11 protein-coding genes are annotated in these 13,431 nt (G+C 48.9%); 8 read left to right on the top strand and 3 right to left on the bottom strand.

Annotation, left to right across the window (positions count from 1 at the left end; genetic code table 11):
- Positions 1 to 2: 2 nt before the first annotated feature.
- Positions 3 to 1,037 (bottom strand): cytochrome d ubiquinol oxidase subunit II, encoded by a 1,035-nt coding sequence (gene cydB, locus IC229_RS03695; RefSeq protein WP_190885571.1) that lies wholly within the window; start codon positions 1,035 to 1,037, stop codon positions 3 to 5.
- A 68-nt stretch (positions 1,038 to 1,105) separates the two neighbouring features.
- Positions 1,106 to 2,524: a cytochrome ubiquinol oxidase subunit I gene (locus IC229_RS03700; protein ID WP_190885572.1), complete on the bottom strand. Its 1,419-nt coding sequence runs from the start codon at positions 2,522 to 2,524 to the stop codon at positions 1,106 to 1,108.
- 244 nt (positions 2,525 to 2,768) lie between these two features.
- Between IC229_RS03700 and IC229_RS03705 the strand changes: the two genes are divergently transcribed.
- Positions 2,769 to 3,119, top strand: a complete 351-nt coding sequence (locus IC229_RS03705) for a winged helix-turn-helix domain-containing protein (RefSeq protein WP_190885573.1) — start codon at positions 2,769 to 2,771, stop codon at positions 3,117 to 3,119.
- A gap of 120 nt (positions 3,120 to 3,239) precedes the next feature.
- On the opposite strand, the gene IC229_RS03710 is transcribed toward IC229_RS03705, so the two are convergent.
- The gene (locus IC229_RS03710; RefSeq protein WP_190885574.1) at positions 3,240 to 4,607 is read right to left on the bottom strand and encodes a PQQ-dependent sugar dehydrogenase; all 1,368 of its coding nucleotides are present in this window, start codon (positions 4,605 to 4,607) and stop codon (positions 3,240 to 3,242) included.
- Positions 4,608 to 4,747: 140 nt separating this feature from the next.
- Between IC229_RS03710 and IC229_RS03715 the strand changes: the two genes are divergently transcribed.
- From IC229_RS03715 to IC229_RS03745, 7 genes are all read left to right on the top strand, one after another.
- Positions 4,748 to 6,469 (top strand): PA14 domain-containing protein, encoded by a 1,722-nt coding sequence (locus tag IC229_RS03715; protein WP_190885575.1) that lies wholly within the window; start codon positions 4,748 to 4,750, stop codon positions 6,467 to 6,469.
- A gap of 67 nt (positions 6,470 to 6,536) precedes the next feature.
- On the top strand, positions 6,537 to 6,878 hold the full coding sequence (locus IC229_RS03720; RefSeq protein WP_190885576.1) for a tRNA-binding protein: 342 nt from the start codon (positions 6,537 to 6,539) through the stop codon (positions 6,876 to 6,878).
- Between the two features lie 35 nt (positions 6,879 to 6,913).
- On the top strand, positions 6,914 to 8,941 hold the full coding sequence (locus tag IC229_RS03725) for a plastocyanin/azurin family copper-binding protein (protein ID WP_190885577.1): 2,028 nt from the start codon (positions 6,914 to 6,916) through the stop codon (positions 8,939 to 8,941).
- 239 nt (positions 8,942 to 9,180) lie between these two features.
- Entirely contained in the window at positions 9,181 to 9,705 is a 525-nt protein-coding gene (locus tag IC229_RS03730) for a hypothetical protein (RefSeq protein ID WP_190885578.1), read from the top strand.
- Between the two features lie 158 nt (positions 9,706 to 9,863).
- The gene (locus tag IC229_RS03735) at positions 9,864 to 11,252 is read left to right on the top strand and encodes a M20/M25/M40 family metallo-hydrolase (RefSeq protein WP_190885579.1); all 1,389 of its coding nucleotides are present in this window, start codon (positions 9,864 to 9,866) and stop codon (positions 11,250 to 11,252) included.
- A gap of 141 nt (positions 11,253 to 11,393) precedes the next feature.
- Positions 11,394 to 11,849: a lipocalin family protein gene (locus IC229_RS03740; RefSeq protein WP_190885580.1), complete on the top strand. Its 456-nt coding sequence runs from the start codon at positions 11,394 to 11,396 to the stop codon at positions 11,847 to 11,849.
- A 329-nt stretch (positions 11,850 to 12,178) separates the two neighbouring features.
- Positions 12,179 to 13,351 (top strand): pyridoxal phosphate-dependent aminotransferase, encoded by a 1,173-nt coding sequence (locus IC229_RS03745; RefSeq protein WP_190885581.1) that lies wholly within the window; start codon positions 12,179 to 12,181, stop codon positions 13,349 to 13,351.
- The last annotated feature ends 80 nt before the right edge of the window (positions 13,352 to 13,431 follow it).

Genomic DNA, 13,431 nt, shown 5'->3' on the forward strand with positions numbered 1-13,431 from the left:
GCCTAGTAACTATGCTCTTCCAGTTTTACTTTGCCACGGAACGTCCAGAACATAAACACGGTATATGTTCCTACCAGCGGCATTCCGATAAACGCAAACAAAAGCATGGTACGTAGTGAAGCATCGGATGACGCAGCTTCGTAGATGCTGATATGGCCTCGCGGGTCAACAGTCGACAGCACAAGATTGGGATATAAACCCATTGCAAACAGAATCAGGAGCAGCGCCGTGGTGATGGAGGAGGAAATAAATCCGCGTCGGTACTGCCGTTTCTCGATGCTACGTCGAATGTTCAGCACAATGAGCACCGCTGCCATTGGTAGTACAAACAGTGCGGGGTTATTTTTGAAAATGGCGGTCATGTGGGGTACGTAGATTAACGTAGCATTCGATGCAGCCAGAAAACATAAAATGAAAAACTTGCTCGTATTGTCGGCAATGATTGTCAATTTAGTATAGAGCCGATCTTCGGTTTTCATGAGGAGATACATCGCGCCGTGCATCATAAATAGCGATAGCACCGTGACCGAAATTAGTCCGGCATACGGATTGAAAAAGTCCCTTAATCGTCCGACAAATTCATGGTTGGCGTTCAGCGGAATTCCCTGAATCAGATTACCAAGTACAAGTCCCAGCAACAAAGCGATAACGATGCTGGAAACACAATAGCTAACATCCCAAAGCTGGTGCCACCACGGCATCGGTTCTTTCCCTCGGAATTCAATCGAAATCGCCCGGAAAATAATGGCGACCAGGAACAAAATAAACGGTAGGTAGAACACCGACAGAATGGTGCCGTAGACCAGCGGGAAAGCCGCGAACAATGCTCCCGCGCCGATTACCAGCCAGACTTCATTTCCATCCCAAACCGGCCCAATCGCATTAAGCGCGATACGTCGGCTTTGCTCTTTCCGAAAAAAAAGATGCAGTGCACCAGCCCCTAAATCAAAGCCATCTAATATGCCATATCCAGTGATAAGCGCTCCAATCAGCAGGAACCACCAGGTGGGTAAGTCTATTCCGAGGAAAGTATCCATAATGTTTAATGAGTGAACATGCGAAAGATTGAAAGAGCGAAAGCACCTGCCGGATGGTTTTCGCTCTTTCAATCTTTCGCATGTTCACTCTTTGAGGTTGCTCTTTCACTCATTAAAGGTATCAGCGACGGGTTCATGCGCGAGGACGATGTTTCGCTGTCTGATGCTACGTCGGGGCCGTGCTGTATTTTCTTGTTTAGTAGATAAAGGAACAGGCCGAACAGCATTACGTAAATGAATGTGAATAGAATTAGTGAGATTAATACGTGCTCGGCTTTAACGGCCTGCGAAAGGGCGTCGGAGGTACGTAGCAGGCCATACACTACCCACGGCTGCCGACCGACTTCGGCCGTGTACCAGCCCACCTGATTCGCGATTTGTGGAAGCAGGACAGCGTACACGAAAACGACCATCAGCCAGCGCGTCTCAAAAAGTTTTTTCCGGTAAAGCAGAAATAAGCTGAACAAGGTCAGGCCAATCAGCGTCATACCGATGGCTACCATCAGGTGATACGTCTGAAATACAAAATTGATGGCCTTTGGACGGTTTTCGGGTTTAATACTGTTTAGTCCCGGAATGGGCGCCTTCATATCCTGATGCACCAGTAGCGAAAGTCCGCCTGGAATTTTCAGACCGGTCGTCTTTTGGTTTTTAGCATCCACCCATCCCATCAGGTACATATCAGCCGGGGCCAGTTTCTCGAAATGACCCTCCATGGCAGCCAGTTTTGCCGGTTGGTATTTCGTTACCACTTCCGCCGATTTATGTCCTGTAAATAACTGTCCCAGCGCAGAAACAGCTGCTACCCAGAGCGCAATTCGGAAGGCGGTTTGCGCGTGTACTACGTGTTTCTTTTTGAGAATATACCAGGCGCTGACACTCAACACCAGAAATGAACCCGACAGAAATGCGCCAATTAATACGTGCGAATACCGCTCTACCGACGACGGGTTAAAAACCATTTCCCAAAAATCAGTCACAATGGCGCGTGCCTGCATTCCCTGCCCTTCAATACGATAGCCAGCGGGCGTTTGCTGCCAGGAATTAGCGACCACAATCCAGAGTGCTGAGAATATAGAACCCAGCGCGACCAGTATTGTAGCCAAAAAATGCACACGAGGGCTAACTCGATTCCAGCCAAACAGCAGTATCCCCAGAAAGGCCGATTCCAGGGCAAAGGCAAAAATACCTTCGGCCGCCAGCGCCGATCCGAAAATATCGCCAACGTAGCGCGAGTACGTTGCCCAGTTCGTACCGAACTCAAACTCCATGACGATACCTGTGGCGACCCCAATGCCAAAAATGAGCGCGAAAATCTTAACCCAGAACCGGGTCAGTTCTTCGTAAATTTTGTTTTTGGTTTTGAGGTAAAGACCCTCCATCACCACCAGGCAAACGCCTAAACCGATGCTCAGGGGCGGGTAGATGTAATGAAAGGCAATGGTGAAAGCAAACTGAATGCGGGAAAGTAATTCGACGTTGTCCATATACCGTTACGATAGCGGGAACGGTCGCCGAGTGGCACATACAGGCAGGAGGAAAACAGGCGCACAAGGCGAGAAAACTATCGGGTGCAAGGTACGACCGGAAGCCGAAACAAGCGAATAATACGTCAGGAGATTACTGCACGGTATTGGCAACGATTTGATTCGCCACGTACCTTAGTCATCTTATCCGAAATTTACCTGTCGATGAACATCACCTCATGCCCTTAACCCTACGTCCTCTGCTATGAATACACTACGTATCAATGGCCGAATCTGGCTCGAAACTACAGCTGACGACGCAACTGAACGATTCATGGGTATTGGTCGGCTTGAATTGCTGGGCCATATTCAACGTACCGGCTCCATCAATCAGGCCGCAAAAGCTATGCAGATGTCTTACAAACGAGCTTGGGATTTGGTACAATCGATGAATACGCAAGCCAATACACCGTTGGTATCGACGCAAACCGGTGGGGAAAAAGGGGGAGGGGCAATCGTTACGGAAGAAGGGGAGAAATACCTGAATCACTTTCGCGGACTACAGGAACGATTTCAGCAATTTCTGGCAAATGAAATGGCCGCACTTCCAAGGTGATTTTCTGTCATGCTGACGCAGGAAGCATCTTAAAGACTCCTTACTCTCAGGATAGGACAATTTAAGATGCTTCCTGCGTCAGCATGACAAAAAATCGCTACAACAATCCTTGAGTAGATTCTACTTCTTCGCCGAATACGTTATCCGCCAGACTTTGCCTTTTACTGAATCCGTTACGTAGAGCGAACCATCCGGACCTTCTGCCAAACCCATCGGACGCGCTTTGGCATCGCCGGGACTGGCAAGATCGAGTTTGCCTGCATTTACGTTTGTTCCGGGCTTACCCAACTCGGCAACACCGGCGAAGTTTTCGGCAAATACCTCGTAATTACCCGACGGCCGACCATCTTTCCCAAATGGTACAAACGCGATAAAATAGCCACCCTGCTGCAGTGGAGCGCGATTCCAGGAGCCGTGGAAACAGATAAATGCGCCGTTTTTATACTTCGCCGGAAAGGCCGAGCCCTTGTAAAACAGCAAATCATTAGGGGCCCAGTGTCCGGGAAAGGCCATGATTGGTTTTTCTTTTCCGGCGCAGCGATCTTCGGTTTTACCATCGCCACCGTATTCGGGAGCGAGAAATTTCTTGTTTTTGCTATGGTCGTTGTAGCAGTAAGGCCAGCCAAAATCCGATCCCTGTTTCACCATCAGGAATTCTTCCGATGGAAATTCGGCGCTCACTTCATCCGTGAAAATACCGCCCCAATTGTTCAGGTTGTCGCGACCGTGCTGCATGGCGTAAAGCGTGTTGTTAGCCGTATTCCAGTCGAGAGCGACGGCGTTGCGGATACCAGTTGCATAGCGTTTCCCGTCTGACTGCTTCTGGTTGGGTTTGTTTGCGTCGAATTGCCAGATACCCGCGTAATTTTCGAGCAGTGGACAGGGGTCCATTCCCTTCGAACCTTTTTGTCGATCTTTTTCCTGACAGGCATTCGATGGCGCTCCAAAATTGACATACAACTTGCCATCGGGCGAAACCGCCAGCGACTTACTGGCATGTTGTCTTTCGAGCTTGAGGCCGGTAACGATGGTTTCGGCAGGTGTCGTTTCCATGACTTTACCATTGGTCAGTTTATACCGATAAACCGACGTATCAGACGAGGCATAGAGATAGCCGTTGGCAATACCCATTCCGGTTCCGCCGTAATTCCCGAACGTAACGGTCTGGTCGGATTGACCGTCGCCGTTATTGTCGCTGAGTGCCACAATCCCTTTGCCGTCGTTCAGCTTCTCCAGTTTCACAAAAACCGTTCCTGTGTTGCTGACGGCAACGTGACGTGCTTTGCCCAGATTGTCGGCAAAAACCACCGCGCGGAAACCATTGGTTAATTTAAGTCCGTCGTTATCAGCCGGAATAACTGAACGAACCGACGTAGCATGCGTTTGTCGTTTGGCTTTAGCGGGAGGAGTCACGGCGTTTGCTGGTTGAGCCGTTTCGGACCCAATGAGCGATAGCATCAGGATGGATGTAGAAATCGTTACGTTCATGGTGAGAGTAAAGTAGGGGTATGAGTTTGCTGGGATAAACAGTACGTTACTGGCAAAAGTTTTTGGGCGTAAACAGGAAACAGGAGACTTTGCTTACTTTTGATAGATACAAAAGCATCAACGTCTGCTTTGTTCCTTATATGCCCCAAACTAAACTCCTATTCAGCCAACGTAGCACCGTTTTCTTAATCGCCTGGCTGCTCACCACTACGTTGTACGCTCAAAGTGATCTGCCCGCCGTGCCACTTACCCAATTAACCCGTCCAACTGGTTGGGAATTAGCGGGTTCAATAAGTCCTACTGCTGATGCTAAATCGCTACGTCCCAAGGCCGGTAACACGATACTCGTCGGTACAAATGAGCCGCTTACATTAGCAAAGCCAACAGATGATTTTCGAATGCGTTTCGACCTGATGATGACCTCCAATGCGGGTGTTATGCTGTCGTTGCCAGGTGGTCAGCCGATTAGCTTAGATCATTCACTAGATTTGCCCCGGTTACTAAAAGCGCCTGGTTTGTGGCAAACGGTGGAAATGTGGTACAAAACCGGTGGACCTAAGGGCGCTCCAATGTTGGAGAAACTGATTCTTAACGGTATCACAGTCCGTGAAGCACAGATACTGACTGGTAAAAATAACGGGCTTGTTACGTTGATGGCTACGAATGGTAGCATTGCGATTCGCAACCTTGGTTACCGAATTATGTCACCCCGTAATGTAGCGAAGTGGAGCAGCCCACTCAACTATACAATCGTGGAAGGCGGCTATATTCTGGACCCTCAGGAAGCCGCCCGGAAGAAAGTACTCAAACAGGATACAACGAGCATGCTCAATTACGAGGTTTCGTATGGTCAGCCTCGTCAATATTCCATCTTTTTTACGGGTAAACTGAACGTACTGGAAGCTGGAACGTATCAACTTGAATTAGATCATGGGGGCGCGGCTGCGTTATGGGTGGATGGAAAAGAATTGATTCCAGTGAACCACCTCGAACTAGGTATGACCGCCAGAGGAACCACTACGATATCAGCCGGTACGCACGATATTCGCGTTTATTTCTCCCGGTCGTGGTTCCGGCCGGGGCTTGGCTTGTTTATCTCGCTGGCCGATACACGCCCGCAACCGCTGCATGCACCCGCTTCATTGCCCGAACCTGACGCTGTAGCCTTAGTAAGTGTGAACCCGGATTACAGTAGTTTACAGGATAAAATCCAGCGTATTCGCTCGTTTGTGCAATTGCCCGGCGAAAAAATGAAACGTACGCACAGCTTGTCGGTCGGTTCCCCAACAGGTATTCACTACACGCTGGACCTGAATCAGATGGCATTAGTACAGGTCTGGAAAGGCGATTTCGCCAACGTAACGGAAATGTGGTACGAGCGCGGTGAACCTCAATTGCTTAGTCCGTTAGGAACCGTTGTTCGTCCGCCTGCGCAAACACCGTTGATGCTGCTTCAGGATGAGGCCGCTGCCTGGCCTGATAGTGTCGATGATAAACTAGTGCAGTACAAAGGGCAAACGGTCGATAAACAGGGGCTGCCTACGATCCAGTATCAGCTTGGGGGCTTGACAGTTAACGATGCCATTCAAACCAGTAAGGATGACCCTGCCGGAAGTACGCTTACACGAACGCTGATCTTCTCGGGTTCAGCAACCGGAACGCCTTATTGCCGTATAGCCGCCGGTACGTCGGTGGAGGAAGTAGCCAAAGGACTTTATGCCATCAACGACCGGAGTTACTACGTTCGAATCGATCCGAAAGCCAAAGTAAAAATGCGTCAGAGTAACGGTAAACAGGAAGTGCTGCTTCCGATTGACATGAAAAATGGGCCTGGTTCGGTGCAATACTCGATTATTTTCTAAGCCATTTGCTACTACGTTACTAGCAGAACGTAACGTTCTTTTAGTAACGTAGTACAGCCAACGTATCATGACAACCGATTACTTAACCTGGACCGACTTTGAAAAAGTGGAAATTCGAACGGCGACCGTTATTGCTGTCGAAGCGTTTCCACAGGCGCGAAAACCGGCCTTCAAGCTGACGCTTGATTTTGGCGATTTAGGCGTGAAACGGACGTCGGCCCAACTAACCAAACTGTATCAGGCCGATGAGCTGGTTGGAAAACAGGTGGTTGCTGTCGTGAATTTTCCGCCCAAACAGATTGCTACGTTCATGAGCGAATGTCTGGTACTTGGCGCCATTGCCGACGATGGTACTGTTACGTTGCTACAAACCGAACGACCTACAAAAAACGGCTTACGAATAGCCTAAAATTTTAATGAACAATGAATAATGTAAAACGCAGAATGAGACAGCTAGTACGTATCGTTACGTTCCTATTCGCTCTTTCGCTCTTTCACGCTTTCACTCAGAATACATACGCCCAACGCCCAGCCGTTGAAGATGACTATTACCGCATTTTAACCCTTCCGATTCCTGAAGACATTAAGCTGGAAGTAGGTGGTCTGGCACCTCTGCCCGATGGCCGATTAGCAGCCTGTACGCGTCGGGGGGAAGTCTGGATTATTAGCAACCCGTACATGCAGGGAAGCCGGATGCCGACTTACAAGAAATTCGCTTCGGGCCTGCACGAACCACTGGGATTGATGTGGCATCCCAAAGGCTATTTTCTCTGTACGCAGCGGGGTGAAGTGACTAAACTCGTTGATAACGATGGTGACGATCAGGCCGACGAATACCAGTCGTTCTACAAGTGGCCTTTGTCGGGTAATTATCATGAATACAGCTACGGCCCGGTGCTACTACCTGACGGCGACATGGTTATTACGTTAAACCTCGACTGGATTGGCTACGGAGCCAGTCTGGCAAAGTGGCGTGGCTGGATGCTTAAACTGACCGAAAAGGGTGAAATGACTCCCTGGGCAACGGGTATGCGGTCGCCCGCTGGTTTCGGTGTGTTACGTGACGGCAGCATTTTCTACACCGAAAACCAGGGTGACTGGGTTGGTTCGGGACGTATGACGCATCTCGCGAAAGGTGATTTCGCGGGTAACCCAGCCGGTCTGCGCTGGACGAGTGAACCCGGTTCACCGCTGAGTCTCAAGCCTGAGGACGTACCAAGTACCGGAAAGCCTATGTTTGAGGTAGCGAAAACAGTTAAAAACCTGAAAGTACCCGCCATCTGGTTTCCCCACACGCTGATGGGAATCTCTACGTCCGATTTTAAGCAAGACACGACCAACGGAGCCTTTGGCCCCTTTTCCGATCAATTGTTTGTGGGCGATCAGGGGCACAGCAAAATCATGCGGGTAGCGCTGGAAAAAGTGAATGGTGAGTGGCAGGGAGCCTGTTTCCCGTTCCGCGAAGGTTTCCAATCGGGGATTATACGTACCGTTTGGGGGCAGGATGGCTCTATGTTCGTGGGGATGACGAGCCGGGGCTGGGCCGCTACGGGTAAAGATTCATATGGTATTCAGCGACTGGTCTGGACGGGGAAAATGCCGTTTGAAATGAAAACCATTACGTCGAAACCCGACGGTTTTGAGGTTAGCTTTACGTCTCCCGTTGATCGCAAAACCGCCGAAAATCCCGAAAGCTACAGTCTGAATAGCTTTACGTATCGGTATCACAAAACCTACGGCAGCCCCATCGAAAATGCACGTACCATTCCAATTCGGGGTATCGTGGTTTCGCCTGATGGCATGAGCGCCCGAATCGTAGCTGACACAGTGCTACGTGAAGGATACATTCATGAAGTAAAAGCCGAAGGCGTTCGGTCGGCTACGAATATGCCGTTACTGCATTCGGTGGGTTATTATACGCTCAACGCCATCGCTCCCGGCGAAAAACTGAACTTGCCCGCACGCGTGGTCGCAGCCGCCAAACACGACCATGCTGAGATGATGGCTGCGGAGAAAAAAGACGTAGCAACAACCGCGAAAAACGTAAAATCGGTAAATGCCAAACGTACCGTCACCATGCCCGCCGACTGGGCAAACGGCCCCGATCAGACCATCACCATTGGCACCAAACCCGGTCTGAAATTCGACGTAGAGCGATTGGAAGTGAAGGCCGGAAGCCGCATTAAACTCGTTTTCAATAACAACGACGACATGCTGCATAACTGCGTTATCACGAAACCGGCTACAGCATTGGCCGTTGGCGATGCGGCTTTGAAGCTAAACCTGAATGGCCCCAAAATGAACTATGTACCGGCCTCGGCGAATGTGCTCTATCACACGAACATCCTCCAGCCCGAAACTTCCGAAACCATTTATTTCCTCGCTCCCACTGCCCCCGGCGATTATCAGTTTGTCTGTACATTCCCCGGCCATTCCTCGCTCATGCAGGGTACGTTGAAAGTGGTGAAGTAGATTTTTTGTCATGCTGAGGGACGAATCGGACCGCCGAAGCGGCAGCTTAACGTATTCTGGCGGAGGGGTTATGATACGTTAAGCTGCCGCTTCGGCGGTCCGATTCGTCCCTCAGCATGACAAAAACTGCTTACAAAAAAATTTACATGGCTCAATATATACGATGTCGTTTGCTGAAGAAGCGTCATTGTTTTTTACCTTACCATCTGCTAAATCGCGTTGTTTTTCGTTCTGTCCGTATGCGATACGTTTTATGGTCAATTTCATTGTTTTTTATTTCACTGACGGCACACGCCCAGCGTCAGGATGATACGTCGCATTACCGAACGGTGCCGGTTCCGGCGCACTTGATGCCGATTGAGCGGGCCTATGGCTCGTCATTGGGGAGTGTTTATTTCTACGGAGGTAAAAAACTATCGTCGCCCTATTCTTTGGAAGTTCCTTTTTTTGAACTGAATGACGCTGAAGTTAATCACCGTTTCCAGACATTCCGCACGATGACGACGCTGAGTCGGCTGTCGGCGCTGGTTCCGTTGGCGTATATTGTCTTGACCAGCAACAAAAACAATGGTACGTACTGGACCGTGTATGGAGGTGCGATTGCCGCTTCGCTTACGTTTACCATCATTGGAAACAGCCAGGTTAATAAGGCCGTTACGCGATATAACCAGATGCTACGTCAGCCAAGAGTCGGTCTGTCGATGGCGCCAATTTCATTGACTGGACAAGTGGCTCCGGGTGCGGGACTTGCCTGGTCGTTCTGAAATTTCTGCGATTTCAGGGACGTGTTACGTATGTTATTAGCCCAAGTAATGACATACGTAACACGTCCCTGAAATCGCTTTTTTTGCGGAATAACGTAGCGTAGGTCCCCGGCTTGCGCTTTTTTGTTAGTTTCGTTTTTTAATCATCCAGCAAACTTATGCGAACCCAATCGTTACGTTCTCTACTTGTTTTATCCTTATTTTTTCCTCTGTTCGCACACGCCCAGACCGTTATCCTGAATCGTGATACGCAAATTGCCGATCTCGTAACACAGATTTCGGCCGATAGTCTGCGGGCACACATCAATGGGCTTGTCAGTTTTGGTACGCGGCATACGCTGAGTGTACCCGCCGATGCTACTACGTCGCCAGCCAAAAAAGGGTTGGGTGCGGCCCGTCAATGGATTTTAGGGAAATTCAATCAATACGCTAAACAATCGAACGGGCGACTTACGGCCACCCTCGATACGTGGACACTCCAACCCGACGGCCGACGTATCGATAAGCCCGCCAACATGGGCAACGTAATGGCTACACTCAAAGGCACCGATCCGACCGATAACCGCATATTTATTGTGCAGGGGCACATGGATAGCCGCGTTACGAACGTAATGAATCGGGAATCGGACGCACCCGGCGCTAACGACGACGGTTCCGGGACGGCGGCTGTGATTGAACTTTGCCGGGTTATGAGTAAATCGTCGTTTCCGGCCACGGTTGTCTTCGTTACGTTAACCGGCGAAGAGCAAGGTTTGCTGGGCGCCGAACATCTTTCCGAACGGGCAGTCAAGGAGAAATGGAACGTAGAGGCCGTACTCAACAATGATATTATGGGCAGCAACAATTCGAGTGATACACGTATCATCGACAATACCCGTCTCCGCGTTTTCAGTGAAGGACTTCCTTCTAGTCTGCTGAAAGATACAACAGGACGTATCGGACAGATTCAACGATTTGGTAATGAGAACGATGGAAAAGCGCGAACGCTTGCCCGGTATCTGAAGGAAGTCGGTGAGCGCTACGTTGAAAATCTGGAAGTTGTGATGGTTTACCGCAACGACCGCTACCTGCGCGGTGGCGATCATACACCCTATGTGCAGCGCGGTTTTGCCGCCGTTCGTATCACCGAAATGAACGAAAATTATGAGCATCAACACCAGGATTTACGTACCGAAAACGGAATCGAATACGGCGACTATCCGAAGCATATGGATTTCGAATACCTCCGCAAAAACACGGCTGTGAATCTTGCTACGTTAGCCAATCTGGCAAAATCACCAACGGTGCCACAGAACGTAACGGTCGATGTGCGGAACCTGACCAACTCAACGGTTTTGTACTGGCAAGCGCCCAAAACGGGTACTGTGAAAGGCTACTACGTGCTGATGCGCGAAACGCACTGGCCATTCTGGCAGAAGAAATTCTACACGACTAAACTAGGAATGACGCTGCCCTTCTCGAAAGACAATTACTATTTCGCGGTGCAGTCGGTCAGTAACGATGGGAACGAAAGTTTACCCGTATTACCCGTGCCGAATCTGCGCTGAGAATCAATTTTTCAAAAAATGCCGCCGTTTGCATCAACTAGCCTTCCATCGACGTAATAAAAGTAGTGGACTATCTGTTTTTTTTGTAGTTTACGCTCCTAGTACTTTTTCAAACCCCGAATAGACTAAATTCAACTGCTTATGAAGCGTTATGTGTATGTACTTTGCCTGATGGCCTCGCTATGGGGTCTCACGTCCTGTAATAAAACAGATACTGTAACACCAGTGTCGCCCATTGTAGGTCGATGGGAATTAAGCAGGGGGTTGTTAAGTGGCTTTCCAGCAGCAACTAATTTTAATGGAGCGGCTATTGACCTTTATTATTTTGAGTCGGTTGGATCAACCATTGATATTTATTCAGACAACACGTTCAACTCGACGTTCAAAAATGTTACGGTCGATGATGCCGCGGGAACCTGGACATTCGATAACAACAACCTGACGCTAAAGTACGATTCGGGTGATGAGGAAAAGTACACGTATGCAAAAAATAAAAACATCGAAGAACTTGCCCTGACCGGCCCAATCAGCTACACGTTGCCAGTCTCTGCAACCGCAACTGCCGTTGGTAACGTTCAGTTGATTTATAGAAAATAATACGTTTCAGCGTCATTTGGCGAAGTCAAAAAGGTCGGTGGGGAGCATCGACCTTTTTGCTTTTAATAAGGTTTGGATGAACCACTCAATAAATCAATACGAATAATTTATCTTATTAGAGAACGGTATAATTCATTTGGGCTATGCCCTATTTTTTCGCCAATAAATTTGGTGTATACAGCTTGTAGCCAAATATTTCATAAGTTTTTTGATGACAGAAATGCCTTTTTGTTGACGTAAATTCGTACTTTCACAACACTCTATCTACTAAGTACTTATATTTTGTTTTACTTTTATTTTATCCAAGATAAATACAAAAACTTTATACCATGTCATCACAACTAACACGTCGGGACTGGCTGCGCGCCAGTGGCTTTCTGACAGCAGGATTAGGGCTTAGCCGCTTCACGCCCGCCGAAGCCGCCCGGCCTTCTGCTCCCTTCGTTTCGTCGTTCACGAATGAATTTGCCTTTGCCGATGACCCGTTCGCCAATATGCCTAAACTGCGGGCGCGTCTGTTTGCCAATGAAAATCCGCTGGGTATTTCTAAAAACGCTAAGGAAGCTCTGATTAAAGCGACTGAGATCGGAAACCGGTATGCCTGGATGGAGTTTGCTGAGCTTAAAAAACTGATTGCTACGGATGACGGCGTAAAGGCCGAGCAAATTATGATGTCGCCGGGTTCGTCGGACGTACTGATGGCGGCAGCCGATTATTTTGCGAAAGGTGGCGGCACGATTCTAACCAGTGTGATGACGTATGATGATTTACTGCAACGGGCTGAAAAGTTCGGGGCAAAAATCAAAGCCATCCCAATGACGAAAGACTTCAAATTTGACCTCCCGGCAATTAAAGCGGCCATTACGCCCGATGTCAAAATGGTATACATCGTCAATCCAAATAACCCGACCGGCACCATCGTGCCAACGGCTGAACTGGAAGCCTTTTGCCGAGAAGTTGCTCCGAAAGTGCCGGTGTTTATCGACGAAGCATATATTGATTTCTTCGAACCCGCCGATCGTCCAAAATTTGGAAAACTGGTTAGCGAAGGTTTGAACGTGATTTTGGCACGTACGTTCTCAAAAATTCACGGTTTTGCAGGTTTACGACTAGGATATGCTATTGCCCAGCCCAACATGCTCAAAACCTTACGCGACTATACGAACGGTGATTTTGCGGTTAGCATCACTACGTTGATGGCGGGTATTGCCAGCTATCAGGACAAAGAGTGGCAGAATCATTGTCGGGCCGAAAATGCCAAAGCTCGCGCCTACACAACGAAAGCGCTTACCGATTTAGGGTACGAGGTAATTCCTTCGTCTACCAATTTTATCCTATTCCCCATTCGCATGAAAACCGCTGCCTTCAGCAATCAAATGTTTGGGCAGGGTATTGGCATCCAGACCCGAGATTTTGGTGGACAACCGTTCTGCCGGGTCAGCGTCGGTACCATGGACGAGATGGCCATTTTCGTGGAAGGTTTCAAAAAGGTAGTAGGGTAAAACGAGTCGTTAGTCAATAGTCATTAGTCGATAGATACTGCTTACGTAGCATTCTGTCGCTATTGACTATTGACTATTGA

Source organism: Spirosoma profusum (assembly GCF_014699005.1).
Lineage (GTDB): Bacteria > Bacteroidota > Bacteroidia > Cytophagales > Spirosomataceae > Spirosoma > Spirosoma profusum.

Excerpts from the sequence above, each read along its gene's own strand:
- IC229_RS03700 (WP_190885572.1), bottom strand. The coding sequence starts at position 2,524 with ATGGACAACGTCGAATTACTTTCCCGCATTCAGTTTGCTTTCACCATT.
- cydB (WP_190885571.1), bottom strand. The coding sequence starts at position 1,037 with ATGGATACTTTCCTCGGAATAGACTTACCCACCTGGTGGTTCCTGCTG.
- IC229_RS03725 (WP_190885577.1), top strand. The coding sequence starts at position 6,914 with ATGAGACAGCTAGTACGTATCGTTACGTTCCTATTCGCTCTTTCGCTC.
- IC229_RS03730 (WP_190885578.1), top strand. The coding sequence starts at position 9,181 with ATGCGATACGTTTTATGGTCAATTTCATTGTTTTTTATTTCACTGACG.
- IC229_RS03720 (WP_190885576.1), top strand. The coding sequence starts at position 6,537 with ATGACAACCGATTACTTAACCTGGACCGACTTTGAAAAAGTGGAAATT.
- IC229_RS03735 (WP_190885579.1), top strand. The coding sequence starts at position 9,864 with ATGCGAACCCAATCGTTACGTTCTCTACTTGTTTTATCCTTATTTTTT.
- IC229_RS03705 (WP_190885573.1), top strand. The coding sequence starts at position 2,769 with ATGAATACACTACGTATCAATGGCCGAATCTGGCTCGAAACTACAGCT.
- IC229_RS03745 (WP_190885581.1), top strand. The coding sequence starts at position 12,179 with ATGTCATCACAACTAACACGTCGGGACTGGCTGCGCGCCAGTGGCTTT.
- IC229_RS03740 (WP_190885580.1), top strand. The coding sequence starts at position 11,394 with ATGAAGCGTTATGTGTATGTACTTTGCCTGATGGCCTCGCTATGGGGT.
- IC229_RS03715 (WP_190885575.1), top strand. The coding sequence starts at position 4,748 with ATGCCCCAAACTAAACTCCTATTCAGCCAACGTAGCACCGTTTTCTTA.
- IC229_RS03710 (WP_190885574.1), bottom strand. The coding sequence starts at position 4,607 with ATGAACGTAACGATTTCTACATCCATCCTGATGCTATCGCTCATTGGG.